The organism is uncultured Sphingomonas sp., assembly GCF_902806265.1.
In the GTDB taxonomy this organism is placed as follows: domain Bacteria; phylum Pseudomonadota; class Alphaproteobacteria; order Sphingomonadales; family Sphingomonadaceae; genus Sphingomicrobium.
The window spans coordinates 94,739-119,122 of the sequence record NZ_CADCVZ010000001.1; the positions used below are offsets into that span (position 1 = coordinate 94,739).

A 24,384-nucleotide genomic window follows, 5' to 3' on the forward strand; every position below is an offset into this window, starting at 1 on the left:
ACACTCAGAAGATGGACTCCCGCCTTCGCGGGAGTGACGCTCACGCTCGCTTGGCCCGCTCCGCTTCACCAGCCGCCAGCACGGCCAGCGTGACCAGGTCCGTGGCGGTCGCCGTCATGGGCGCGATCTGCACCGGCAGGCTCATGCCGACCAGGTACGGCCCGAGCACATTCTCCCCGCCGACGGCGCGGAGCAGCTTGGCCGACAGGTTGGCCGACTGGAGGCCCGGCATGATCAGGATATTAGCCGGGCCAGTCAGCCGACTGAACGGATAGAAGCGCCGCTGCATCTCGTGATTGAGCGCCACATCCGGGGACATCTCGCCTTCATATTCGAAGTCGGTCTGCCGCGAGTCGAGCAGCGCCACCGCCTCGCGCAGCGCGCCGACGTGCGCGCCCGGCGGGTTGCCGAAGGTCGTGTAGCTGGCGAAGGCGACCCGCGGCTCCTGCCCCATGCGGCGGGCGAAGGCCGCGGAGCGCTCGGCGATGGCGGCCAGCTCCGCGGCGGTCGGACGCTCGGTCACCGCGGTGTCGGCGATCAGCACCGTCTGGTTCTGGCCCACCACAATGTTGATGCCGAACGGCGCGCAGCTCTCCTCGCCAATCACCATCTGCACCTGGCGCAGCGACTGGCTGAACGGCCGGGTGGTCCCGGTGATCATCGCGTCCGCTTCGCCCAGCGCCAGCATGGCGGCGGCGAAATAGTTGCGGTCCTGGTTGACCAGCCGCTCGATCTCGCGCCGGAGGAAGCCCCGGCGCTGCAGCTTGGCGTAGAGATGGTCCACGGCGCGTCCGACCAGCGGGGAATTGCGGCTGTTGAGCACCTCGAAGCCGGACGGATCGTCGACGCCTAGCTCGCGCAGATGGTCGTACACCTCGTCCCGCCCGACCAGCACCGGCGTGCCGAGCCCGCCATCCTTGAAGGCGATGGCGGCCCGCAGGACGTTCTTTTCCTCGCCCTCGGCGAACAGCACCCGCTTGGGACTGGTCTTGGCCGCCTCGTACGCCAGGCTGAGGACCGACACGGTCGGATTGAGCCGCGCCCGCAGGGACTGGCGGTAGGCGGCCATATTGTCGATCGGCAGCCGGGCGACTCCCGAGCGCATCGCCGCTTCCGCCACTGCGGCGGGCACCACCTCCAGCAGCCGCGGGTCGAACGGCGCGGGGATGATGTAGTCGGCGCCGAAGCGCGGCGACTGGCCGCCGTAGGCCGCGGAGACCTCGTCCGGCACCGGCTCGCGGGCCAGCCGGGCGAGCGCCTCCGCGGCGGCGATCTTCATCTCGTCGTTGATCGCGCGGGCCCGCACGTCCAGCGCTCCGCGGAAGATGAAGGGGAAGCCGAGCACATTGTTGACCTGGTTCGGGTAATCGGAGCGTCCGGTAGCAACGATCGCATCAGGCCGCGCCGCCTTGGCCTCAGGCGGGGTGATCTCGGGATCGGGGTTGGCCATGGCGAAGATGATCGGCCTGGGCGCCATCGCGGGCACCCATTCCGCCTTGAGCGCGCCCGCCGCGGACAGTCCCAGGAACACGTCGGCCCCTTGCAGCGCATCGGCCAGAGTGCGGCGCTCGGTCTCGACCGCGTGGGCGGACTTCCATTGGTCGAGGTCGTCCCGGCCTTTGTGGATGACGCCCGAACGGTCGCACATGATGACCTTGTCGCCGCGCACGCCCATCGCCTTGATGAGCTCGGTGCAGGCGATCGCCGCCGCGCCCGCGCCGTTCACCACCACGTTGATCGCCGACAGCTCGCGTGCCGTCAGCAGGCAGGCGTTGATGAGCCCTGCGGCAGTGATGATCGCCGTGCCGTGCTGGTCGTCGTGGAACACGGGGATGTTCATCCGCTCGCGCAGCGTCTGCTCGATGACGAAGCAGTCGGGCGCCGCGATGTCCTCGAGGTTGATGCCGCCGAAGCTGGGCTCGAGCAGCGCCACCGCGTCGATGAAGCGCTGCGGGTCCTCCGTATCGAGTTCGAGGTCGATCGAGTCGACGTCGGCGAAGCGCTTGAACAGCACCGCCTTGCCCTCCATCACCGGCTTGGAGGCGAGCGCGCCCAGGTTGCCGAGCCCGAGAATGGCGGTGCCGTTGGAGATGACTGCGACGAGGTTGCCCTTGGCGGTGTAGTCGTAGGCTGAGGCCGGGTTCTCGGCGATCGCCCGCACCGGCACCGCGACCCCCGGCGAGTAGGCCAGGCTGAGGTCGCGCTGGGTCGCCATCGGCTTGGACGCGACGATCTCGATCTTGCCGGGCCGGCCCCGCGAGTGGAAGTGGAGCGCCTCGGCTTCGCTGAACTTGACGTTGCTCTCGGACATGGGAGCGCGGTTACACTCCGCGTCTTTCCCCGTCACCACGAAACGGGCTACGTACGCGCATGGCCAGGGCCGACGCCGCCACCCCGATGATGCAGCAATACCACCGCCTCAAGGCCGAGGCCGGTGACGCGCTGCTGTTCTACCGTATGGGCGACTTCTTCGAGCTGTTCTTCGATGACGCCAAGGCGGCAGCCGGGTGCCTCGACATCGCGCTCACCAAGCGCGGCGCCGACGCAGGCGAGCCAGTGCCAATGTGCGGCGTGCCGGTGCATTCGGCCGAGTCCTACCTCGCCCGCCTGATCCGCGCCGGTCACTGCGTCGCTATCGCCGAGCAGACGGAAAGCCCCGCCGAAGCCCGTCGGCTGCGCGGGTCCAAGGCGCTGGTCGACCGCGCGATCATCCGGCTGGTCACGCCGGGGACCCTGACGGAAGACACGCTGCTGGACAGCGGTGCGGCCAACTGGCTGGCGGCGGTAGCCAGGGCTGGCGACGAGTGGGGAATCGCCGCCGCCGACATCTCCACCGGCCGGTTTGAGCTGATTGCCTGCGGACCGGGCGACCTCCAAGCGGAGCTGGCCCGCCTGTCGCCGGCCGAGACCATCGCCGAGGGGAAGGTGCCGGGCATCAGGTGCATGCCGGGCAAAGGTGGCTTCGACAGCGCGAACGGCGAGCGGGCACTGACCCGGCGCTTCGCGGTCGCCAGCCTCGACGGTTTTGGTGAACTCGGCCGGGCGGAGCTGGCGGCCGCAGGCGGCTTGCTGGCCTACCTCGACGCCACCCAGAAGGAGGCGACCGCATTCCTTGCGGCGCCGCGCCGGATCGCGCGGCTGGAGCATATGGCGATCGACGCCGCCACTCGGGCCAGCCTCGAAATTTGCCGGACGGCGGAAGGCAGCACCGCGGGATCGCTGCTGGGCGAGATCGACCGCTGCGTCACGGCTGCCGGACGGAGGCTGCTCGGGGCCGACCTGTCGGCGCCGCTGCTCGACCGACGCTCAATCGACGGGCGGCTGATGCTGGTGCAATGGCTACACGAGGCCGCCTTGCTGCGCGGCCGCGTCCGCGACGCCCTGCGCGCGATGCCCGACATCGGCCGAGCGCTCGGGCGGCTGGTAGCCGGGCGCGGAGGACCGCGTGACCTGGCCCTGTTGCGCGACGGCCTGGCCAGCGCGGCGACCCTGCGAGCTGCGGTCGCGGCCGAGCCCGACCAGCCCGCATTGCTCGCGCGCTTGCTCCCACGACTCGCCGGGCATGACGAACTGGTCGCGCGCCTCCGCGCCGCCCTGGTCGAGTCGCCCCCGCTCGATGCGGCCAAGGGCGGCTATATCGCAGAAGGTTATGACCCGGAACTCGACGGCTTGCGAGCGGCTTCGTCGGACGGCCGCCGCGCCATCGCCGACCTGGAGGGCCGCTACCGCGACGCGACCGGCATTGGTTCGCTCAAGATCCGGCACAATGCGGTGCTCGGCTACCATGTCGAGGTGTCGGCCAGGCATGCGGATCGGCTGCTCGCCCCGGATAGCGGCTTCACCCATCGCCAGACGCTGGCCGGCGCAGTGCGCTTCAACTCGCCGGCGCTGCACGAGGAAGCGAGCAAGGTCATCGAGGCGGGCGCACATGCGCTCGCGGCCGAGCAGGCGCATCTGGAGGAGCTGACGGCGCTGGCGGTCCGGGGTGCTGGAGCCATCGCCGACACCGCGGACGCCATTGCCCGCATCGACGTCGCCGCCAGCCATGCCGAACGGGCAGCGGAAGGCAGCTGGTGCCGTCCCGCCTTCGCCGATACGCCCTGCCTGGAGGTCGAGGGCGGCCGCCACCCGGTGGTGGAAAGTGCGCTGCGGGGTTCGGGCGAGCGCTTCATCGCCAATGACTGCAGCCTCGGGTCATACGACCGGCTGTGGCTGATCACCGGCCCCAACATGGGCGGCAAATCGACTTTTCTGCGCCAAACTGCGCTGATCGCGCTGCTCGCCCAGTCCGGGAGCTTCGTGCCCGCCAGCCGCGCGCGGCTCGGCATCGTCGATCGGCTATTCAGCCGGGTTGGCGCTTCGGACAACCTCGCTCGCGGCCGCTCCACCTTCATGGTCGAGATGGTCGAGACCGCGGCCATCCTGGCGCAGGCCACCAGGTACAGCCTGGTCATCCTGGACGAGATCGGGCGCGGCACCTCGACCTTTGACGGGCTGGCGATCGCCTGGGCGGTAGTCGAGGCGATGCACGGTGAGGTCGGCTGCCGCACCCTGTTCGCCACTCATTATCATGAGCTGACCCGCCTGGCCGGACGGCTCGACGCCTTGTCCCTCCACCATGTGCGGGCGCGCGAGTGGAAGGGGGACCTCGTCCTGCTGCACGAACTTGCGGACGGACCCGCCGACCGCAGCTATGGCATCGCCGTGGCGCGACTCGCGGGCCTGCCGCCGGCCGTGGTGGCGCGGGCCAAGGCGGTGCTGGCGAAGCTGGAGGCGGGCCGAGACGCTACCTGCGGGATCGCGGCGGGACTCGACGACCTGCCGCTGTTCGCCGCGGCCGCCGCCCAGCCCGAGCCGCCCGCCGATCCCTTGCTGCAGGCTGTTGCCGAACTGGAGCCCGACAGCTTGACCCCGCGCGAGGCGCTCGACGCCCTGTATCGGCTCAAGCGGCTGGCGGCGGAGCGCGGCTGATGTCGGCCAACCGCCTCCACCTGGTCGAGCAGCGCGAAGCGATCTTGCAGCGGGCGAGGCTCGCGGAACGGCTTGCGGTGGCCGATCGCGCAAGCGCCTGCGCCGCCTTGGTCCAGGCGCTGGCCGACGGCCGTGCCGCCATCGCCCGGCGGATCGAAGCCCAGCCCTCGCGCGGACGAGTCCACGCCGCTGCGACCGCCTGGCTCACCGACCAGATCGTCGAGCTGGCGTTCGGCTACGCCGCTACCCGGCTTTACCCGGTCGCCAATCCTTCGACCGGCGAACGGGTGAGCCTGGTCGCCCTCGGCGGTTATGGACGGGGCGAAATGGCGCCGTTCAGCGACGTCGACCTCATGTTCCTGACGCCCCAGCGCGCGCCCTGGTGCGAGCAGGTGATCGAAGCGACGCTCTACCTGCTGTGGGACCTCAAGCTGAAGGTCGGACAGGCAGTCCGCACCGTGCCCGAGCTGCTTGGCCTCGCCAAGAGCGACATGACCGTGCGCACCGCCATGCTCGAATCCCGCTTCGTCGGAGGCGATCGGCTCCTGTTCGACGAGGCGGCGGAGCGCTTCCGGAGCGAGATCGTGCGCGGTACGGCCGCGGGATTCACCGCCGCCAAGCTCACCGAACGCGACGAACGCCACCTGAAGATGGGCGACAGCCGCTATCTCGTCGAGCCCAATGTCAAGAACGGCAAGGGGGCCTTGCGCGACCTCCATACCCTCTACTGGATCGGCAAATACGTCCACGGGGTGGAGAGCTCCGCCGAGTTGGTCGGCGCCGGCCTGCTGACCCGGGCGGAGTTCTCCCGCTTCGACCGCGCCGAGCGCTTCTTCTGGTCGGTTCGCTGCCACCTCCACCGGATCGCCGGGCGAGCGGAGGAGCGGCTGACCTTCGACCATCAGCGGCTGATCGCCGAAGCGATGCGCTACACCGACCGGCCGGGCAAGTCGGCGGTCGAGCGCTTTATGCACTTCTACTATCTGCAGGCGAAGACGGTCGGCGACCTGACCGGCCTGTTCCTGGCCCAGCTGGACGAGCAGATGGGCGCGGAAGGGCGGCGGTTCGCGCTGCCGACCTTTCGGCGCCGCCCACGCCGCCTGCATGGTTTCGTGCTCGACCGCGGGCGGCTGAGCATCCCGTCCGATGGCTTTCTGGCCCAGGACCCGGTGCGCCTGCTCCAGCTGTTCGCGCTGGCCGCCGGCGAAGGCCTTGACATCCATCCCTATGCCATGCGCGCCGCCGCCAGGGATGCCCGCCTAGTCGACTCGGTCCGCGACGATCCCACCGCAAACGCGCTGTTCCTTGAGGTGCTGACCAACCGCGAGCGGCCGGAGGTGGTGCTGCGCTGGACGAACGGGACCGGGGTGCTCGGCCGCTTCGTGCCCGACTTCGGCCGGGTCGTGGCGCAGATGCAATTCGACATGTACCACCACTACACGGTGGACGAGCATACCATCCGCGCCGTCGGCCTGCTGGCGGCGATCGAGCGGGGTGACTTGGCGGACGACCACCCGCTCGCCACCGCCCTGTGCGGCCAGCTTGGTTCCCGGCGCAGCCTCTACGTCGCCGTGCTGCTGCACGACATCGCCAAGGGCCGCGGGGGCGACCATTCGCTGCTCGGCGCCGAGATCGCCCTGCAGCTGTGCCCGCGCCTGGGGCTCGATGCGGCTGAGACCGAGACCGTGTCGTGGCTGGTCCGTCACCACTTGCTACTGTCCGCCACCGCCTTCAAGCGCGACCTCGCCGATCCCAAGACGATCGAGGACTTCGCAGCGGTCGTGCAGAGCCCCGAGCGGCTGCGCCTGCTGCTGATTCTGACGGTGGTGGATATCCGCGCGGTGGGGCCGGGCACTTGGACCGACTGGAAGCGCCAGCTGCTGCGGACCTTGTGCGAGCTGGCGGAGGAGCGGCTACGGCGCGGGCACAAGGGGAGCGGACGCGCCGAAGAGGTCGCTGCCCGGCAGCAGGCCCTCACCGAAGCGCTGGGGTGGAGGGCGAGCGCGGCCCGAGCCCACGCCCGCCGTCTGCCCGACAGCTATTGGGTGGCCGAGCCGCCCGAATGGATCCTCGCCAACGCGCGCCAGATTGCCGCGGCCGAAGCGCGCATCGGCGAGTTGCAGCCCAGCGTTTCGCTAGCCGGCGAGGAGGAAGGCGCGACCCGGCTAAGCGTATTCGCGCCGGACCGGCCAGGCCTGTTCTACCGCATATGCGCGGCGCTGGCTGCAGCCGGGGCCAACATCGTGAGCGCCCGCATCCACACGACCCGCGACGGCATGGCTCTGGACAATCTGCTGGTCCAGGATGGGCGAGGGCGACCCTACTCCGACAAGCGGCTGCGCGCGCGGCTGATCCGCACGACCGCCGCGGCCCTGGCGGTGGACCAGCCCGCGGCGGTGCCGTTGCCGCAGGGCAGGGAGCCATTTGCGGTTGCGCCCTCCGTGGTCATCGCCGAGCGCGCGTCGCGGCGGACCACGGTGGCGGAAGTGAATGCGTCCGACCGGCCCGGACTATTGGCCGCGCTCGCGGGCGCGATCTTCCGCCTTGGTCACGTCGTCCACTCGGCCCATATCGCCACCTTTGGGGAGCGGGCGGTCGACGTCTTCTACCTGACGCGCTCCGACGGGAAGAAGCTGGGGGCGGGCGAGATCGAGCCGCTGCGCGCGGCCCTGCTGCACGCCGCTACCGTCAGCCCTGACGCCCGCGCCGCTTAAGGTAGAAGACAAAGGACCCCACGGTCGCCCGCGAGGCTCTCCTCTTGTTTACATTCCGATCAGCCGCGCTCGGGCGCAGGCGGCGGGGGCGGCGGCGCCGGTGGCAGCGGGCAAGCCGCAGTCGCTTCGACCACCGTGCCGTCCGGGCAGGTCTGGGTTGTCACTGGCGGCGGAGGCGGTGGCGGCGGCGGGGGAGCGACCTCCGCGACCCGCTGCGCCGGCCTCAGGTTAGCCCGCAGCGTCAGGCCGAAGGTCCGCGGCTCGGCCAGAAACGCCCCGAACAGCTGGGTCGAACGGTTGGCCACCGGCGAGCAGAAGCCGTTCAGGGCCCCGCGCGTGGTGCAGCTGCCCTGCAGCGGCGCGTCGAACGCCACCTGCTTGTAGTTGGTGTCCAAGATGTTCTGCGCCCAGAGTTCAACCGCCCAGCGATCGTCGGGACCGCGCACGCCCACCCGGCTGTTGAAGGTGGTGTAGCCGTTCTCGATCTTCTCGATGTCGAGGTCGGAGCCGGTGTTGAACTTCGACTGGTAGCGGCCGTCGAGGTAGAACAGCCCTTTGAGGCCGGTAGTACCGATCGGCGGGGTCCAGGCCAAGCTACCGGTCAGGGTGTACAACGAGCTGTTCGACAGGCGCCGGCCCGGAAGCTGGAACAGCGCGGTGCTGAGCGCCCGGCCGTCCGCACCGACCAGGTTGTTACGGTACTTGGTGTCGGACACGGTCGCACCGACATTGAAGTAGACGTTTGGCAGCGGGCGTGTGAACACTTCCACTTCGACGCCGCGGCTCTTCACGCCAGCCCGGGTGTCGCCGTCGCATTCGCCGGTCGGCACCACTTGCGCGTTGTCGGTGTCCGCGCCGTCAAGGTCGTCTTCGCACGAATTGACGTTCTCGACGAAGAAGTTGATGCCATTGAAGGTGTTGAGCTGGAAGTCGCGGAACAGCTGGCGGAACAGGGCAACGTTCACGTCGATGCCGCGGCCGTTGTACTTGGCGCCGAGCTCGACGGCGTCGTTGATCTCGGGCCGGAACTCCAGCTCTTCGATCGTGGCGGCGGTGGTCACCGCGCCTGCGACGGGAACGCCCGAGCTGTTGAGCGCAACCGTGCGGGACAGCGCCGAGCGATCGAGGTTGTACCCGCCTGCCTTGTAGCCGCGCGAGTAGCTGGCATAGGTCAGGAGGTTGTCGGTCGGCTTGAAGCTGAGCACCACCGTGCCCGTCAGCTTGTTCTCCTTGCGCGAGTCCCGCTCCTGCAGGCTGCCGCCCGGCAGGCTGGGGATAACGCAGGGGATCTGCTGCAGGGAAGCCAGCGCCCCGCCTGAGAACACGCCGCACAGGGGCGTCGCGTTCAAGTCGTTGAGGTCAACGTTCAGAGTCTTCTTCTCCCGCGTGTAGCGGGCGCCCACCGTGAGCTTCAGCGCATCGGTGATCGAGAAGATGTTGTGGGTGAACAGCGCGAGGTTGTTGCTGGTCTGGTTGAAGGTGTCGTCCGTCTGATCGGTGAACGCGCGCGGGCCTCCGCCGAGCGCCAGCGAGAGGTTGCTGAAGCCGCTGGTGCCGAACGGAGCGGCGCCGAAGTTCACCCCCGGGATGAGCGGCGAGAGTCCGGCATTGTTGAGCTGCGCAAAGGCGCCGAGCACCGTGATGTTGCCGGCGATGGCCTGCGCGGCGGCGAGGTTGCCCGCCGCCACCGCCGCGTTGAACTGCGCCAGCAACGCGGCCCTGATCCCCCCCGCCACGAGCGGCTGGAAGCAGGTCGGCTGCGTGCCCGGCTGCAGCAGCGCGGCCTGCCCGGTCACCTGAGCGAAGTTGTTCGCAACGAGGCAGTTGGCGAAGCGGCCATAATCGTCGCCATAGGCCAGGTTGTCGCGGACCCGCAGCTTCTCGCGCGCGAGATAGCCGCCGAACAGCCAGTCAACCCGGTCGCCGAAGCTTGAGCCCTGCAGCCGGACTTCCTGGCTGAAGGTCCGGAAGCGGTTGAAGGCGGTGCCGTCGTCGTCGCGGTAGAGGATGTCGAGGTTGTTGAAGTCGGCGTCCTGACCGCGGATGTACTTGTTAGTGCGCCAGGCGGTGATGGACGTCAGCTCCGCCCCACCGAAATCGTACACCGCTTCGGCCGACACGCCGCCGTCCTTGACGTCCTGGCGGTAGCTGCGCCCCGGCGTGATGGAGACCTCGCGGTCGTAGGGATCGTCGTTGATGATCGCGCCAATGCCACGCTCGATGAAAGCAATGGTAGACGGCTGGCTGGTCGCCTCGCCGCCCACCGCGACGATGTCCTCCGTCGGCAGGTAGACCGCCGCGCAGCATTCCTCGTCGCGCTTGGCGAAGTCGCCGATGAACCGGACCGACAGGTCGTCGTTAGGCTTGAAGAGCAGCTGGCCGCGCAGCAGGTATCGGTTGCGGTCGTTGACGTCGCGGCCGGAGATCACGTCTTCCAGGAAGCCGTCGCGCTTCAGGTAGATGGCGTCGGCGCGCACGGCCAGCGTGTCGCTGATCGGGCCGGTTCCGCCCACCTCGACCCGGCGGAAGTCATAGTTGCCGACCGTCAGCTCGCCGTTGACCTCCGGACGGAACTGCGGCCGGGCGGTGATGATGGAGATGAGGCCCGCGGAAGTATTGCGTCCGAACAGCGTGCCCTGCGGCCCGCGCAGCACCTCGATCCGATCGATCTGGCCAAGCTCGGTCAGCCCGGTTCCGGTGCGCGAGCGATAAACGCCGTCGATGAACACGCCGACCGAGCTCTCGAGGCCCGGGTTGTCGCCCACGGTGCCGATGCCGCGGATGCGGGCCACGGCCGCGCCTGCTTCGGACGAAGTGGAGGAGACCAGCAGCGATGGCGAGACCTGCTGCAGCTGCCGGATGTCGGCAGCGCCTGTGTTCTGCAGCTGCTGCGCGGTGACCGCGCTGACTGCCAGCGGGACGTCGGACAGGGCTTCGTTGCGGCGGGTGGCGGTGACCACGATGTCGCCGGTCTGCTGATCGGCGTTTTCCGTGTCCGCAGTGTCGTCAACCGCGCCAGCCTCGGTCGTCGCGCCCTGAGTCGCTTCTGCGCCGCCACGGTCAGTGTCGGTGTCCGCCTCTGTCGTGGATTGAGCAAAGGCTGGTGTCGAAAGAGCGAACAGGCAGGCCGACAACAGCCAGGTGGACTTGCGCATGGGTTCCCCTCCAGAAATCTTGTGGTGGGGACGCTAGTGCAGCGATGAGGCCCTTGGAAGCGAAGGGGGCAGTTAACGGCCAGTTATCCCCAGCCGCTGTTACCAAGGAGCAACATAGTGCGGTGCAGCATAGTCCTGCCGCGATGCGGCAAGGTCAAGTCGAGAGCGCGTAGCTTTCAAGAAAGCCGCAGCGCCCGCAGCGGAAGGTCGTGATCTCGTGCTGATCACGACCGCGGAGCTTGAGCCCGGTCCAGATGCTTTTCACGGGCGCGCCGGCGATCCACTTGCCTACGACATAGAAGCTATCGGTCTGATCCAAGACGAAGCCTGCCGCCATGCTGGACCCGCACTTGGAACAGTCAGGCGTATGCGGCATGCGGCTTCCCGAAGCTCGGTTACTTGGGCGACAGCACCATGAGCATCTGGCGACCTTCCATCCGCGGGTGCGCCTCGACCTTGGCGATCCCGCCCGTTTCCTCCGCGACCCGCTGGAGCACCGCCATGCCGAGCTGGCCGTGCGCCATCTCGCGGCCGCGGAAGCGCATGGTCACCTTGACCTTGTCGCCTTCCTCCAGGAACTCCACGACCTTCTTCATCTTGGTGCCATAGTCGTGGTCGTCGATGTTTGGACGCATCTTGATCTCCTTGATCTCCTGCGTCTTCTGCTTCTTGCGCTGCTCGTTAGCCTTCTTCTGCGCCTCGTATTTGAAGCGGCCAATGTCGAGGAACTTGGCAACGGGCGGGTCGGCGTTGGGGCTGATTTCGACCAGGTCGAGCCCGACGCCAACCGCCTGCTCGTAAGCCTCACGCGTATACATCACGCCCAGGTTCTCGCCGTTTTCGTCGATCACCCGGACCTTCTGGGACTGGATGAACTCGTTGTAGCGAGGGCCGGTGAACTGCGGCGGCGCCTGCGGACGGCGCGGATAGGGCGGTGGTATAGCTGAGTCTCCTGATGCAGTTGGTTCTAGCGTCGCGAGCTAAGGCTTGCGGCGGGCAATGGGAAGGGGCTTCAACCGATTTGGCGCGCTCTGTGGCGGCATGGCGTCAATTGCCGGTCCGCAGGCGACCGCGCAAGGCGAGCGATTTGCGGTTGAGCGCGGGCAGGTCCGCCGTTCCCGCAAGCAGCGCTTCGCCAAGCTCCACGGCTTTCACCAGCACCGGCCCGGGCGCGTGGCGATAAGCGGGCCGGCCCTCGATCCGTTCGTACCAGCAGCATCCGCATGCGGCGTCGAGCAGCACGCGCTGAAAACAATGGTCGAAGCGCAGCAGCCAGCCGCGCTGGACCGCCACCTCCGGCAGCGCAACGCGGGTGAGCTGCAGCCAGCGCCCTTCCAGCTCAGCCCGGCCGGCGGACAAGGTCGGGCGGCACCGCTTCCGCGGCGAAGGTGGCGATCGCCTCGTCCAAGGGCATCATCTGCTGACGATCGTCAGAGCCCAGGCGGCGGACCGCCACCGTGCCTTCCTCCGCTTCGCGCTTGCCGACGACCAGCAGCAGCGGGACCTTGGCCAGCGAATGTTCGCGCACCTTGTAGTTGATCTTCTCGTTGCGAAGGTCGGTGTCGGCCCGCAGCCCCGCCGCGCGGAGCTTGGCCGCGACCTCCTCGGCATAGCCGTCCGCGTCCGACACGATGGTCGCGACCACCGCCTGCACTGGCGCCAGCCACAGCGGGAACCGGCCCGCGTGATGCTCGATGAGAATGCCGATGAACCGCTCGAACGACCCCAGGATCGCGCGGTGCAGCATGACCGGGCGGTGCCGGGCGCCGTCCTCGCCGACATAGGTCGCGTCCAGCCGTTCCGGCAACACCGTGTCGGTTTGGATCGTCCCGACCTGCCAGGTCCGCCCGATTGCGTCCGTGAGATGAAATTCAAGCTTGGGCGCATAGAAGGCGCCTTCGCCCGGCAGCTCCTCCCAGCCGAACTCCGCCGTGTTGCGGCCGGTCGCCGCCACCGCATCGCGCAGCGATTGCTCCGACCAGTCCCACATCTCGTCGGATCCGAACCGCTTGTCAGGCCGCAGCGCGAGCTTGATCGCGTATTTGTCGAAACCGAGGTCATGGTAGACGCGGTCGAGCAGGTCGCAGAACAACGCGACCTCCTCCACCAGCTGGTCCTCGCGGCAGAAGATGTGCGCGTCGTCCTGCGTGAACTGCCGCACCCGCATCAGCCCGTGCAGCGCGCCGTGGGGCTCGTTGCGGTGGCAGCAACCGAACTCGGCCATGCGCAGCGGCAGGTCGCGATAGCTGGTGATGCCCTGTTTGAAAATCAGCACGTGCGCCGGGCAGTTCATCGGCTTCAGCGCCATCAGCTGCGCGTCGCCCGACAGCACCGGCCCTTCGTCCTCGCCCGACGGGATCTCGTCCGGCACGATGAACATGTTCTCGCGATATTTGCCCCAGTGGCCGCTCTTCTCCCACTGGCGCGCGTCCATCAGCTGCGGGGTCTTCACCTCCTGATAGCCGCCTGCGTCCAGCCGCCGGCGCATGTAGGCCTCAAGCTCGCGCCAGATGAGATAGCCCTTGGGGTGCCAGAAGATGGACCCGTGCGCCTCCTCCTGCAGGTGGAACAGATCCATCTCGCGCCCGATCTTGCGATGGTCGCGTTTGGCCGCCTCCTCCAGCCGGGTAAGGTGCTCGGCGAGCTGCTTCTTATTGAGCCACGCCGTGCCGTAGATGCGGCTCAGCATCGGGTTGGCCGGATCGCCGCGCCAGTAGGCGCCCGACACCCGCGTCAGCTTGAACGCCTGCGGGTCGAGCTTCCCGGTCGAGGCGAGGTGCGGCCCGCGGCAGAGGTCCAGCCAATTGTGGTCGGCCTTGCCGGAACGATACATGGTGATCGGCTCGCCCTTGGGCAGTTCCATCACCCACTCGGCCTTGAAGCTCTCGCCCTGACGCCGGAAGAAGTCGCGCACGTCCTCGCGCTGCCACACTTCGCGGATCAGCGGCTCATCGCGGCCGATAACGCGGCGCATCTCCTCTTCGATCGTCGGCAGGTCCTCTTCGGTGAACGGGCCACGGCCGGGCGCCGGCGCGAAGTCGTAGTAGAAGCCATCGTCCGTCGCGGGACCGAAGGTGATCTGCGTCCCCGGGTAGAGGTTCTGCACCGCCTCCGCGAGCACATGCGCGAAGTCGTGGCGGACCAGCTCCAGCGCGTCCCTTTCGTCGCGCGCGGTGATCAGCGCGAGTTCGGCATCTTCCTCGAACGGGCGGGTGATGTCGCGCACCTCGCCGTTGACGCGCGCCGCCAGCGCCGCCTTGGCCAGCCCCGGCCCGATCGCCGCGGCGACGTCAGCGGGAGTCGAACCTTCCGGCATCTCCCGGACCGACCCGTCCGGGAGCGAGATCTTGAACATCTTGGACATAGACCGCGTATGTAGCGATTGCGCGAGCCGATGTGCACCCCCCAAGGGCTTACCGCCCGAGCGGCTCCGCGCTGAGAACAAGGGGAGCAGGGCAGCCACCTATCCTACGGTCCACCGCGGCGAACATGTTCGCCTCAGGCAACTGGTCAAGCGGGATGGCCTGCGGGCGCTCGGCCTGCTTGCGGGCGAGCGACATGGGCGTCTCCGGACAGTCTGCCGGCTGCTGCAGCGGGTTCACCACCGGCATGTTCGTGACCGGCGTCGGTGCTACGATGGGCTCGGCCGGGGCACCGAGAGCGACGGCGGCAAAGGGAAGCAGCAAGGTGCGCATGACTCGCCTCCTCATCCGCCGAGCATACCATAGCTTGCGCTAGACGGTGAAGCTTTCTCCGCAGCCGCAGGCGCCCTTGGCGTTCGGATTGGTAAACACGAACCCCGCGGTGAAATCGTCCTCGCACCAGTCCATGACCGAGCCCACCAGATAGAGGATCGACCCGCCGTCGACGTAGAAGGTCCCGCCGGGCGTCTCGATTTTTTCGTCGAACCTGTCCTCGGCGTTGACGTAGTCGACCGAGTAGGCGAGCCCCGAGCAGCCGCGGCGCGGGGTGGAGAGCTTGACCCCGACCGCCCCTTCAGGCGCGCGCGACATGAGTTCGGCCACGCGCTGCTCGGCAGCTGGCGTCAGCGCGATCGCGGCCGGGCGTATGCGGGTCTTGACCTCAACCATCACAACATCCCCAATTCGAGCCGCGCCTCGTCGCTCATCTTTGATGGGTCCCAGGGCGGGTCCCAGACAAGCTTGACCTCGGCATCGCGCACGCCCGGTACTGACAGCACCCGCAGCTCGACCTCGCCCGGCATCGACTCCGCGACCGGGCAGTGCGGCGTCGTCAGGGTCATGGTGACCACCGCGTCGCAATTCTCGCTGACCGCCACGTCATAGATCAGCCCGAGCTCGTAGATGTCGACCGGAATCTCGGGATCGTAGATGGTCTTCAGCGTCTCGACGATCGCCGCCTGCAAGTCGCCGCCCGTCCCGTGCGCGGGTGCCTCGGCCGGCTTCTCGGCCAGGAAGCCCGCCAGATAGTCGCGCTTGCGCTCGAAAGTCTCCGACGGCGTCTCAAGCTCCACCCGGGCGCGCGGCGGCGGCGTCACTTCCGTCACTTCCTCGATCTCGATCCTGCGTTCCTCACCCATCATCCGAATATCCATTGCACGCGCTTGAGCCCATCCACCAGCGCATCGATGTCAGAGCTGTCCGAGTGCGCCGCAAAGCTCGCCCGGCAGGTCGCGGGAACGCCGAGCAACTCCATCAGCGGCTGGGCGCAATGGTGCCCGGCCCGGATCGCCACGCCCGCGTCGTCCAAGATGGTGCCGACGTCGTGCGGATGCACCCCCTCGACCTCGAAACTGACGATGCCGGCGCTCTCGTCCGGCCCGAACAGCCGGACGAAGCCGAGTGCACGCAAGCGCTCGCGGCCCTCCGCGACCAGGGCCGCCTCATGCCGGTGAAGCCGCTCGACCCCGATCCCTTCGACCCAGTCGATCGCTGCGGCCAGCCCGATGCCGCCGACAATGTGCGGGGTGCCCGCCTCGAACCGCTGGGGCGGGGGCATGAAGGTGGTGCGCGCGAAGCTCACCTGATCGATCATCGCGCCGCCGCCCTGCCATGGCGGCATGGACTCGAGCAGCGCCTTGCGCCCCCACAGCACACCGATGCCGGTCGGCCCATAGAGCTTGTGGCCGGAGTAGGTGTAGAAATCGGCACCGATCGCCCGCACGTCCACCGGCAGTCGCGGCGCGGACTGACAGCCGTCGAGCAGCAGCAGCGCGCCAGCCTTGTGCGCGATCTCCGCCGCCCGCTTCGTGTCGAGGATCGAGCCGAGCACGTTGGACACATGCGCGAAGGCGACCACACGGTGCTGGTCGGCCACCAGCCGCTCAGCCGCGTCGAGGTCAATCCGCCCGTCGCTGGTCAGCGGCACCACGTCGATTTCGTAGCCCGCGAGCTGCCAAGGCACGATGTTGCTGTGGTGCTCCAGCGCGGACAGCAGCACGCGGGTGCGGCCCTCCTTGGGCAGCACCTGCGCAACGAGGTTGATCGCCTCGGTCGCGCCGCGGGTGAAGATCGTCTCCTCGGCCGCGCCGCCGATGAGGTTCGCCGCCCGCGCCCGCGCCGCCTCATAGGCCAGGGTCATGTCGGCCGAGCGCTGGTACACGCCGCGGTGCACGGAGGCGTAGTCCTGCGCATAGGCGCGCGCGATGGCGTCGATCACCGCCTGCGGCTTCTGCGCGGAGACAGCGGAGTCGAGATAATGCCAGCCGGCGATCGCCGGGAACTGGTCGCGGACGTCCAGGTTCGCGTGAATGGTGGTCTGCAGGTTCATGCCACCACACTCCTGAGCGCCGCGCGGCTGGCCTCGATCAGCGCCTCGCGCTGCGCTTCGTCCGCCACCTCGTCCCACAGCTGCAGCACGAATCCCTCCAGCAGCAGCGCCTTGGCGCTCGCCGGATCGAGCCCGCGGCTCAGCGCATAGAACAGCTGGTCGGGGTCGAGCTCGCCGACGCTAGCGCCGTGTGCGCATTTCACGTCGTCGGCGTAGATCTCCAACTCGGGCTTGCAGTTGGCGGTTGCGCCGCGGTCGAGGAGCATGGCCTTGACCGACTGCTCGCCGTCGGTCTTCTGCGCATGCCGCGCCACTGCGACCTTGCCGAGATAGCTGCCGGTCGCGGTGCCGGCGAGGACGCTGCGCACGGTCTGGCGCGAGGTGCCGTTCGGCTCCAGGTGGCGGACCGCCGTCACGATCTCCTGGGTTGCCTTGCCGCCGCCGATGTTGGCCGCATGCAGCGCAAAGTGCGCGCCCTCGTGCATGGCAACGTCCAGCTCGACCCGGCCGTATTGCGGTGCGGTGTTGAGCGCGAAGATGTCGATCGACGCGCCCGCGGCGAGCTCAACCTGCACCGTGCGGACGCCGACGGGCGAGCCGTCGCCGATCCACACCTGCTGCCGGGCCTCGCCTTTGGCCAGCGTGATCGTCTCGGCGCCGGGCAGCTCGTCCCAGACGCTTTTCAGCGCATCCAGGTCGGCGTAGCGCCAGGCCTCCGCCTTGCGGGTGGGAAAGGGCGCGGTCATGCGAGCTCCGTGTAACCTTCGCGCTCAAGCTCGACCGCCAGCTCCGGACCGCCGCTCCGCACGATCCGCCCTTCAGCCAGCACATGCACCTTGTCCGGCCGGGCCACCTCCAGCAGCCGTTGGTAGTGGGTGATCAGCAGCGCCCCGCGATCGGGCGCGCGCATGATCCGGTTGATGCCGGCGCCGACGATCCGCAGCGCGTCGATGTCGAGCCCGCTGTCCGTCTCATCCAGCACCGCGAAACGCGGGCGCATGATGCCCATCTGGACCATCTCGGCGCGCTTCTTCTCGCCGCCGGAGAAGCCGACGTTGACCGGGCGCTTGAGCATCTCGACGTCCATGCCCAGCTCCGTCGCCTCGGCGCGGGCCAGTCGGATGAACTCGGCGCCCGACAGCTCCGCCTCGCCGCGGGCGCGGCGCTGGGCGTTGAGGCTCTCGCGGATGAACTGCATGGACGAGACACCCGGAATCTCGACCGGGTACTGGAAGCCGAGGAACAGGCCTGCGGCGGCGCGCTCGTGCGGCTCCTGCGCCAGCAGGTCCTCGCCCATGAAGGTCGCGGAACCGTCCGTCACCTCATAGCCCGGCCGCCCGCCAAGCACATAGGCGAGCGTCGACTTGCCCGCCCCGTTCGGCCCCATGATCGCATGCACCTCGCCCGCCGGAACGGTAAGGGTGAGGCCGTTCAGGATCGGCTTGTCCGCGACGGTCGCGTGGAGGTTGGTGATTTGGAGCATGTCTGCTTCAGTTTCCCCGACAATTGCTCAAACGCGAGTTGAACCGAGTGATGAACTCTTCAACTTCCACCTCGACTGCGGCAAATTCCCGCCGCTCCTTGGCTGTGGGCGAACGGTGCGACCCGTCAGGGCGACGCAAAGCGCGATTAAGTTGTTCGATGCGGACAGTCGTGCGGCCGGTAAATGCACCCTGCTCGCGCCGCACATCGGCGCAGGGCTCGGCCGATGACATGGCAGTAAAGGCGAAAACCAACAGGCTCACCCAACGCTCCCCTCAAGGCTGATCCCCAGCAGCTTCTGCGCTTCCACGGCGAACTCCATCGGCAGCTGCTTCAGCACCTCGCGGGCGAAGCCGTTGACGATCAACGCCACCGCCGCCTCCTGATCGAGCCCGCGCGCCATGGCGTAGAACAGCTGGTCCTCGCTGATCTTGGACGTGGTCGCTTCATGCTCGATGGTCGCGGTCGGGTTCTTGACCTCGATGTAGGGCACGGTGTGCGAGCCGCACTGGTCGCCCAGCAGCAGGCTGTCGCACTGGGTGAAGTTGCGGACGTTCTCCGCGCCGGGCAGCACCTTCACCAGCCCGCGATAGGTGTTGTCGGAGCGGCCGGCGCTGATGCCCTTGCTGACGATGGTCGAGCGGGTATTCGCGCCGATGTGCACCATCTTGGTGCCGGTGTCGGCCTGCTGCCGGTTGTTGGTCAGCGCGACCGAGTAGAACTCGCCGACGCTGCCCTCGCCCTTGAGGATGCAGCTGGGATACTTCCAGGTGATCGCGCTGCCGGTCTCGACCTGGGTCCAGCTGACCTTGGAGCGCGCGCCCGAGCACATCGCCCGCTTGGTGACGAAGTTGTAGATCCCGCCGCGGCCTTCCGCGTCGCCGGGGTACCAGTTCTGGACGGTGGAGTATTTCACCTCCGCGTCCTCGTGCGCGAAGATCTCGACCACCGCGGCATGAAGCTGGTTCTCGTCGCGCATCGGCGCGGTGCAGCCTTCGAGGTAGCTGACATAGCTGCCCTTGTCGGCGACGATCAGGGTGCGCTCGAACTGGCCGGTGTTCTCGGCATTGATGCGGAAATAGGTCGACAGCTCCATCGGGCAGCGGACGCCTTCGGGAATGTAGACGAAGGTGCCGTCGGAGAAGACCGCCGAGTTCAAGCAGGCGAAGAAGTTGTCGCGCTGCGGCACGACCGAGCCGAGGTACTTGCGGACGAGGTCGGGATATTCCTTCACCGCCTCCGAGATCGAGCGGAAGATGACCCCCGCCCGCTCCAGCTCCTCGCGGAAGGTGGTGGCGACCGAGACGCTGTCGAACACCGCGTCCACCGCGACCTTGCGCGCGCCCTCGACGCCGGCGAGCACCTTCTGCTCCTCGATCGGGATGCCGAGCTTCTCGTAGGTGCGGCGGATCTCCGGATCGAGCTCGTCGAGCGAGGCGAGTGTCGGCCGCTTCTTGGGCTCCGCGTAATAATAGGAGTCCTGGTAGTCGATCGCCGGGATGTGGAGCTTGGCCCAGTCGACCTCCTCCATCTCCAGCCAGGCGCGATAGCCCTTCAGCCGCCATTGCAGCAGCCACTCGGGCTCGCCCTTCTTGGCGCTGATAAAGCGAACAGTATCCTCGCTCAGTCCCTTGGGCGCGAACTCGGACTCGATGTCGCTGGTGAAGCCCCACTCATAAGTGGCGAGCTTCTCCGCTGCCTCGTGGGCTTCGCGGTTCTTGAGTGCGATTTCCTGGTTCATCTTATCCTTGCACCCCGGCGAAAGCCGGGGCCCAGTCGTGAGTGTTACGCGCAGTAATTGAGGGCTGGACCCCGGCGTTCGCCGGGGTCCTTGCGAGTTGTTCGAGTGTGACCGCGGCCAATGCCCCGCGGACCGCGCGGCTGACCACGCTCATGTGCGGCTTGACCCGGCAGTGTGCGTCGAGCGCGCAGTCGGATGCTTCCTCCGAGCCGCTGCACTGGGTCATGGCAATCGGCCCTTCCACCGCCTCGACCATGTCGGCCAGGCTGATGTCGGTGGGCGAGCCCGCCAGAACGAACCCACCGCCGGCCCCGCGAACGCTCTGAAGCAGGCCCGCGCCCGCCAGCTTGCCCATCAGCTTCTGCGCAGTCGGCACCGGCACGCCAGTCTCCGCCGCCAGCGCGGCCGCGGACAGGCGCTCACCCGCGGGGCTGCGAGCGGCGGCGGTCATGATCACGACCGCGTAATCGGCGAGATGGGTCAGGCGCATTGCTAATCGGAGCTTTCCTGTCCGATTTAGCGCATCCGCCCCGATTTACAACGGTGTGCGCCTAGATCTTCACGCTTCCAACAGCACGTCGGATCAGCGCGCGCGGCAGGAAGCGCTGGCTCTGCGCGGCGACCTTGTTGACGACGCCTGGAACGATGATCGCCTGGTTGCGGTCGAGTGCCGCGAGCCCCGCCGCGACCACTTCCGCGCTGCCGGCACCGAGCTTGTTGAAGGTCTGCGCCTTGCCGAAGCCTGCGACCTCCGCGAACTCGGTCGCGACCGGGCCGGGGCAGAGCGCGGTCACGTGGATGCCGGCCCCGCGCATCTCCTCGTGCAAGGCCTCGGTGAAGCTCAGCACATAGGCCTTGGTGGCGAAATAGACCGCCATGCCCGGGCCGGCCTGAAAGGCGGCGGTGGACGCGACGTTGAGGATGCCGCCGCGCCGCCGCTCGAGCATGCCGGGCAGCACGGCGTGCGCCAGGTCGGTCAGCACGCCGCAGTTGAGGTCGATCATCTGCCGCAGCGTCGGGCCATCATGCGCGGCGAAGCGCCCGGCCAGGCCGAACCCGGCATTGTTGACCAGCAAATCGACATGCTCGTCGTGCGCGGCCACGTCCGCCATGAGACGCTCGGCCGCGTCCGCCTGCGACAGGTCCAGGGCGACCGCGCGGGCGTTGCCGAGCTCGGCAGCAAGCGCCTCAATCCGCTCCTTGCGGCGCGCTACCAGCAGGAGGCGAGCGCCATCGGCCAACAGCTGCCGGGCGAAGTCGGCGCCAAGTCCCGCGGACGCGCCGGTGACGAGGGCGATGGGTTGGGTCATCTCGTTTGTACCCCTGCGAAGCCAAGGGTCCAGTGACCTTTCCCCGGCCATGGAAGTGAACTGGGCTTCTGCCTTCGCAGGAGCACTAAGCCACGACCGCCTTTTCGATCTTCCCCGGCTCCCGCGGCGGCTCGCCCACCGGCAGCTTGTCGACATATTCCATCCCGCTCTCGACTTGGCCCCACACCGTATATTGCCGGTTGAGGAAGCTCGCGTCGTCGAAGCAGATGAAGAATTGGCTGTTGGCGGTGTTCGGCTGGTTAGTCCGCGCCATGGAGCAGGTGCCCCGCACGTGCGGCTCCGCGTTGAACTCGGCCTTGAGGTCCGGCTCCTTCGAGCCGCCGCTGCCGCTGCCGGTGGGATCGCCGCCCTGGGCCATGAAGCCCCGGATCACGCGGTGAAACACTACACCGTCGTAGAAGCCATCGCTCGCCAGCTTGGCGATGCGCTCGACGTGGCCGGGCGCCAGGTCGGGCCGCAGGCGGATGACGACGTCGCCGCCGGTCGAAAGGGTCAAGGTCAGCGTTTGCGGCGCGTCGGCCATCGGGCAAGCTCCTGTTGATGGGATGGGGGCGCATGTAGGGGCCGGCTTCGCCTTGCGCCAGAGCGGGCGGGGCCATAGGAAGCGCCGGGCGCAAGGCAAGGGAACCAAGGGCATGAGCGAACGCGAGGACATCGCCACCGCCGCCCCTGCGCCAGATGGCGAACTGCTGATGGTGCCGCCCCCACAGGCCGAGCCGGACAAAGGCATAATGGATGCCGAGGACCGGCTCCGCCCCGACTTCGTGGAGCAGGTGCTCGACGCGGTTGAAGCGGGCGACATCGCCACTGCGTGCCGCCTCGTGGCGCCGCTCCACCCAGCGGACGTTGCCGACCTCATCGAACTCGCCCGCGCCGACGAGCGCGAGGGGCTGGTCGCCGCGCTGGCAGACCTGGTCGACGCCGAGGTGCTGGCGGAGCTGAACGACCACGTCCGCGAGGCGCTCATCGACGAGATGGAGCCGCAGCAGGTCGCCGACCTAGCCGGCCAGCTCGAGACCGACGACGCGGTCGCGCTGATCGAGGACCTGGAGGAGGACGAGCAGCGCGCCGTGCTCCGCCGGATGGAGCCCGACGATCGCGCCGCAATCGAGGAAGCGCTCACCTATCCCGAGGAGTCCGCCGGTCGCCTGATGCAGCGCGACCTGATCGCGGTGCCCGAACATTGGTCTGTCGGCCAGGTCATCGACTATCTCCGCTCGGGCGAGGAACTGGCCAACGATTTCTGGGAAGTGTTCGTGGTCGACGCCGGCCACCATCCGGCCGGCACCTGCCGCCTGTCCACCATCCTCCGCTCGCCGCGCTCCACGCCGGTCACCGAGATCATGCAGGAAGAGCAGACGCTGATCCCGGTCGACATGGATCAGGAGGACGTCGCGCTCCGCTTCCAGAAGTACGCGTTGGTGTCCGCGGCGGTGGTGGACGGCAGCGGCCGGCTGGTGGGCATGATCACTGTCGACGACGTGGTGCACATCATCCAGGAAGAAGCCAGCGAGGACGTGCTGCTGCTGTCGGGCGCGGGCGAAGGCGACATCAACGAGCCGGTGACCGAAAGCTACAAGGCCCGGGTCCGCTGGCTGATCGCCAACCTGCTGACCGCGCTGGTCGCGTCCACCGTGATCCGCATGTTCGAAGGAAGCATCGAGCGGCTCGCAATTTTGGCTGTGCTGATGCCGATCGTCGCGGGAGTAGGCGGCAATGCTGGGACTCAGACGCTGGCGGTGACGGTGCGCGCGCTGGCGACCAACCAGCTGACCGGGTCCAATCGGTGGCGGGCGGTCGGACGAGAGATGCGGGTGGCGCTGCTCAACGGGGTCACTGTGGCGGCCCTGATCGGGGTCGCCGTGTCGCTGATCCTTCGCAGCCCGCAGCTCGGCGGAGTGATCGCGGCAGCCATGCTGTTCAACATCCTAATCGCGGGGCTGGCCGGCGTGCTGGTGCCGCTGACGCTGGAGCGGCTGCGCGCCGACCCGGCAGTGGCCAGCAGCGTGTTCGTCACCATGGTCACCGACTCCATGGGCTTTCTGCTGTTCCTGGGACTCGCGACGGCAGCCGGCCTGACCGGCTAAGCTCTTGTGCTAGCCCGGCTAATTGCGGCAAGGCTGCGTCATGGCGTCACTCCACCTGACCAAAGTCGCCGTCGGCTGCCGCGACCTCCCGGCGCTTGAGAAGCGTATCGCCGGGCGCGACGATGGCGGCGAAGTGCGCGTCGTTACCCGCATGCGCCCGCGCCGGATGGAGGAGCTGGTCGGCGGCTCCTTGTTCTGGATCGTCAAGCACCGGCTGGTCGCCTGCCAGCAGATCCTCCGCTTCGACGATCGCGCCGACGGGCGCTTAGACATCGTCTGCTCGGCTCAGCTCCTTCCGGTGCCGGCAAAGCCCAAGCGCGCGCACCAGGGCTGGCGTTACCTCGACCCCGCGGACGCGCCCAAGCCCGGCGACAACGACGACAGCGGCATCGGGCTGCTTCCGCCGCCGCTCTACGGCAAGCTGGCGGCGTTGGCGCTGCTCTAGCGGCAGCCGGAAACCGTCGACGACCCCAGCACCTTGAGGGTGCAGGCCGGTCGGCCGGTCAGCTCGACCTGGGCGGTGCCGCTGGCGTCCACCCGCGCCGTGTCGCTCGCGGCCGCGGTCAGCTGGGCGGGACCTTCGGCGCTCAGCAGCGCGTCCTTCACCGCCAGCCCGCTCGCGTCCAGGCTGCTGGCGCCGCGCACGATTGCCGTAAGCTTGAGCGTCCTGCCGGCGACGCGCGAGGTCACCGTTCCGGACAACGCCACGACCAGCCGGTCGGCCTGCACTTCCCCGATCTCCGCGCGGCCCGCCCCGTGGGCCGACAACTCGAAGGTCAGGCCCTTGACCCTGTCGATCAGCAGCGTGCCCGCTCCGTTCAGCGAGGCCACGGTCAACTCATGCGTGCCGACGTTGACTTCGAGCGGATCCTGGGCTCGGCCGGGGTAGCCGCCCCAGGCCGAGGCGTTGTGGCGGATGACCAGCGTCCGGCCCTCGACCTTCAGGCTGAGGGCATCCAGCGCCTGTGCGCTGCCGCTGGCCTGGGCGAACGGTGACCTGCCCGTCGTCAGCTGCACCGAGTAGGGGCCATCCACCCGCACCCGGTCGAAGCTCGTGACCGTGTAGCTCCGGGTGGCGGCAGTAGCAGGCGCGGCGAAGCAGAGGGCGGCGGTCAGGGCGAGGGCAAGGTGCGCGGGTCGGATCATGGGTCC

The 24,384-nt window shown here is 68.3% G+C and carries 22 protein-coding genes; 4 read left to right on the top strand and 18 right to left on the bottom strand.

All coding sequences use genetic code 11. The features are described 5' to 3' along the window. Window positions 1-40 precede the first annotated feature (40 nt). The gene (locus tag QZX62_RS00510) at window positions 41-2,311 is read right to left on the bottom strand and encodes an NADP-dependent malic enzyme (protein WP_294171365.1); all 2,271 of its coding nucleotides are present in this window, start codon (window positions 2,309-2,311) and stop codon (window positions 41-43) included. Between the two features lie 59 nt (window positions 2,312-2,370). On the opposite strand from QZX62_RS00510, the gene mutS reads away from it, so the two are divergent. Together mutS and QZX62_RS00520 are read left to right on the top strand one after the other, a co-directional pair. After that, window positions 2,371-4,971 (top strand): DNA mismatch repair protein MutS, encoded by a 2,601-nt coding sequence (gene mutS, locus QZX62_RS00515; protein WP_294171366.1) that lies wholly within the window; start codon window positions 2,371-2,373, stop codon window positions 4,969-4,971. After that, window positions 4,971-7,685 (top strand): [protein-PII] uridylyltransferase, encoded by a 2,715-nt coding sequence (locus QZX62_RS00520; RefSeq protein ID WP_294171367.1) that lies wholly within the window; start codon window positions 4,971-4,973, stop codon window positions 7,683-7,685. The genes mutS and QZX62_RS00520 overlap by 1 nt, the downstream gene beginning before the upstream one ends. A gap of 59 nt (window positions 7,686-7,744) precedes the next feature. On the opposite strand, the gene QZX62_RS00525 is transcribed toward QZX62_RS00520, so the two are convergent. The 16 genes from QZX62_RS00525 to QZX62_RS00600 form a co-directional block, all read right to left on the bottom strand. Continuing rightward, on the bottom strand, window positions 7,745-10,840 hold the full coding sequence (locus tag QZX62_RS00525; RefSeq protein WP_294171368.1) for a TonB-dependent receptor: 3,096 nt from the start codon (window positions 10,838-10,840) through the stop codon (window positions 7,745-7,747). Between the two features lie 154 nt (window positions 10,841-10,994). Next, a complete protein-coding gene (locus tag QZX62_RS00530; RefSeq protein WP_294171369.1) occupies window positions 10,995-11,216 on the bottom strand; it encodes a hypothetical protein in 222 nt (73 codons plus the stop codon). A gap of 19 nt (window positions 11,217-11,235) precedes the next feature. Continuing rightward, window positions 11,236-11,781 (bottom strand): translation initiation factor IF-3, encoded by a 546-nt coding sequence (gene infC, locus QZX62_RS00535; RefSeq protein WP_294171431.1) that lies wholly within the window; start codon window positions 11,779-11,781, stop codon window positions 11,236-11,238. A 106-nt stretch (window positions 11,782-11,887) separates the two neighbouring features. After that, window positions 11,888-12,199 carry a GCN5-related N-acetyltransferase gene (locus tag QZX62_RS00540; RefSeq protein ID WP_294171370.1) on the bottom strand — a complete coding sequence of 104 codons (312 nt, stop codon included), beginning with the start codon at window positions 12,197-12,199 and terminating at the stop codon, window positions 11,888-11,890. Further along, window positions 12,180-14,204 carry a threonine--tRNA ligase gene (thrS, locus tag QZX62_RS00545; RefSeq protein WP_294171371.1) on the bottom strand — a complete coding sequence of 675 codons (2,025 nt, stop codon included), beginning with the start codon at window positions 14,202-14,204 and terminating at the stop codon, window positions 12,180-12,182. The genes QZX62_RS00540 and thrS overlap by 20 nt, the downstream gene beginning before the upstream one ends. A 49-nt stretch (window positions 14,205-14,253) precedes the next feature. Next, window positions 14,254-14,535, bottom strand: a complete 282-nt coding sequence (locus QZX62_RS00550) for a hypothetical protein (protein WP_294171373.1) — start codon at window positions 14,533-14,535, stop codon at window positions 14,254-14,256. 39 nt (window positions 14,536-14,574) lie between these two features. After that, the gene (locus QZX62_RS00555) at window positions 14,575-14,931 is read right to left on the bottom strand and encodes an iron-sulfur cluster assembly accessory protein (RefSeq protein WP_294171374.1); all 357 of its coding nucleotides are present in this window, start codon (window positions 14,929-14,931) and stop codon (window positions 14,575-14,577) included. Then, complete coding sequence (locus QZX62_RS00560) at window positions 14,931-15,401, bottom strand: SUF system Fe-S cluster assembly protein (RefSeq protein ID WP_294171432.1); 471 nt, start codon at window positions 15,399-15,401, stop codon at window positions 14,931-14,933. Before QZX62_RS00560 ends, QZX62_RS00555 begins: the two co-directional genes overlap by 1 nt. After that, the gene (locus QZX62_RS00565; RefSeq protein ID WP_294171376.1) at window positions 15,401-16,591 is read right to left on the bottom strand and encodes a cysteine desulfurase; all 1,191 of its coding nucleotides are present in this window, start codon (window positions 16,589-16,591) and stop codon (window positions 15,401-15,403) included. The genes QZX62_RS00560 and QZX62_RS00565 overlap by 1 nt, the downstream gene beginning before the upstream one ends. Next, window positions 16,588-17,337, bottom strand: a complete 750-nt coding sequence (locus QZX62_RS00570; protein ID WP_294171377.1) for a SufD family Fe-S cluster assembly protein — start codon at window positions 17,335-17,337, stop codon at window positions 16,588-16,590. The genes QZX62_RS00565 and QZX62_RS00570 overlap by 4 nt, the downstream gene beginning before the upstream one ends. Next, on the bottom strand, window positions 17,334-18,074 hold the full coding sequence (gene sufC / locus QZX62_RS00575) for a Fe-S cluster assembly ATPase SufC (RefSeq protein WP_294171378.1): 741 nt from the start codon (window positions 18,072-18,074) through the stop codon (window positions 17,334-17,336). Before sufC ends, QZX62_RS00570 begins: the two co-directional genes overlap by 4 nt. Before the next feature lie 7 nt (window positions 18,075-18,081). After that, complete coding sequence (locus QZX62_RS00580; RefSeq protein ID WP_294171379.1) at window positions 18,082-18,336, bottom strand: hypothetical protein; 255 nt, start codon at window positions 18,334-18,336, stop codon at window positions 18,082-18,084. Next, on the bottom strand, window positions 18,333-19,814 hold the full coding sequence (gene sufB / locus QZX62_RS00585; RefSeq protein ID WP_294171380.1) for a Fe-S cluster assembly protein SufB: 1,482 nt from the start codon (window positions 19,812-19,814) through the stop codon (window positions 18,333-18,335). The genes QZX62_RS00580 and sufB overlap by 4 nt, the downstream gene beginning before the upstream one ends. Before the next feature lies 1 nt (window position 19,815). After that, window positions 19,816-20,304 carry an SUF system Fe-S cluster assembly regulator gene (locus tag QZX62_RS00590; protein WP_294171381.1) on the bottom strand — a complete coding sequence of 163 codons (489 nt, stop codon included), beginning with the start codon at window positions 20,302-20,304 and terminating at the stop codon, window positions 19,816-19,818. Window positions 20,305-20,365: 61 nt separating this feature from the next. After that, a complete protein-coding gene (locus tag QZX62_RS00595; RefSeq protein WP_294171383.1) occupies window positions 20,366-21,124 on the bottom strand; it encodes an SDR family oxidoreductase in 759 nt (252 codons plus the stop codon). Between the two features lie 85 nt (window positions 21,125-21,209). Next, entirely contained in the window at window positions 21,210-21,668 is a 459-nt protein-coding gene (locus tag QZX62_RS00600) for a peptidylprolyl isomerase (protein ID WP_294171386.1), read from the bottom strand. A gap of 112 nt (window positions 21,669-21,780) precedes the next feature. Between QZX62_RS00600 and mgtE the strand changes: the two genes are divergently transcribed. Further along, a complete protein-coding gene (gene mgtE / locus QZX62_RS00605; RefSeq protein ID WP_294171390.1) occupies window positions 21,781-23,232 on the top strand; it encodes a magnesium transporter in 1,452 nt (483 codons plus the stop codon). A gap of 40 nt (window positions 23,233-23,272) precedes the next feature. Continuing rightward, a complete protein-coding gene (locus QZX62_RS00610; RefSeq protein ID WP_294171391.1) occupies window positions 23,273-23,677 on the top strand; it encodes a DUF1489 family protein in 405 nt (134 codons plus the stop codon). Here the strand turns inward: QZX62_RS00610 and QZX62_RS00615 are convergent. Beyond that, a complete protein-coding gene (locus QZX62_RS00615; RefSeq protein WP_294171392.1) occupies window positions 23,674-24,378 on the bottom strand; it encodes a DUF2807 domain-containing protein in 705 nt (234 codons plus the stop codon). The genes QZX62_RS00610 and QZX62_RS00615 overlap by 4 nt on opposite strands. Between the last annotated feature and the right edge of the window lie 6 nt (window positions 24,379-24,384).

Coding starts and splice junctions, on each gene's coding strand:
- QZX62_RS00550 (WP_294171373.1), bottom strand. CDS start 14,535: ATGCGCACCTTGCTGCTTCCCTTTGCCGCCGTCGCTCTCGGTGCCCCG.
- sufB (WP_294171380.1), bottom strand. CDS start 19,814: ATGAACCAGGAAATCGCACTCAAGAACCGCGAAGCCCACGAGGCAGCG.
- QZX62_RS00520 (WP_294171367.1), top strand. CDS start 4,971: ATGTCGGCCAACCGCCTCCACCTGGTCGAGCAGCGCGAAGCGATCTTG.
- QZX62_RS00510 (WP_294171365.1), bottom strand. CDS start 2,311: ATGTCCGAGAGCAACGTCAAGTTCAGCGAAGCCGAGGCGCTCCACTTC.
- QZX62_RS00615 (WP_294171392.1), bottom strand. CDS start 24,378: ATGATCCGACCCGCGCACCTTGCCCTCGCCCTGACCGCCGCCCTCTGC.
- QZX62_RS00530 (WP_294171369.1), bottom strand. CDS start 11,216: ATGCCGCATACGCCTGACTGTTCCAAGTGCGGGTCCAGCATGGCGGCA.
- QZX62_RS00570 (WP_294171377.1), bottom strand. CDS start 17,337: ATGACCGCGCCCTTTCCCACCCGCAAGGCGGAGGCCTGGCGCTACGCC.
- QZX62_RS00610 (WP_294171391.1), top strand. CDS start 23,273: ATGGCGTCACTCCACCTGACCAAAGTCGCCGTCGGCTGCCGCGACCTC.
- QZX62_RS00565 (WP_294171376.1), bottom strand. CDS start 16,591: ATGAACCTGCAGACCACCATTCACGCGAACCTGGACGTCCGCGACCAG.
- QZX62_RS00600 (WP_294171386.1), bottom strand. CDS start 21,668: ATGGCCGACGCGCCGCAAACGCTGACCTTGACCCTTTCGACCGGCGGC.
- QZX62_RS00525 (WP_294171368.1), bottom strand. CDS start 10,840: ATGCGCAAGTCCACCTGGCTGTTGTCGGCCTGCCTGTTCGCTCTTTCG.
- mutS (WP_294171366.1), top strand. CDS start 2,371: ATGGCCAGGGCCGACGCCGCCACCCCGATGATGCAGCAATACCACCGC.
- QZX62_RS00560 (WP_294171432.1), bottom strand. CDS start 15,401: ATGGGTGAGGAACGCAGGATCGAGATCGAGGAAGTGACGGAAGTGACG.
- QZX62_RS00590 (WP_294171381.1), bottom strand. CDS start 20,304: ATGCGCCTGACCCATCTCGCCGATTACGCGGTCGTGATCATGACCGCC.
- QZX62_RS00595 (WP_294171383.1), bottom strand. CDS start 21,124: ATGACCCAACCCATCGCCCTCGTCACCGGCGCGTCCGCGGGACTTGGC.
- mgtE (WP_294171390.1), top strand. CDS start 21,781: ATGAGCGAACGCGAGGACATCGCCACCGCCGCCCCTGCGCCAGATGGC.
- thrS (WP_294171371.1), bottom strand. CDS start 14,204: ATGTCCAAGATGTTCAAGATCTCGCTCCCGGACGGGTCGGTCCGGGAG.
- QZX62_RS00555 (WP_294171374.1), bottom strand. CDS start 14,931: ATGGTTGAGGTCAAGACCCGCATACGCCCGGCCGCGATCGCGCTGACG.
- sufC (WP_294171378.1), bottom strand. CDS start 18,074: ATGCTCCAAATCACCAACCTCCACGCGACCGTCGCGGACAAGCCGATC.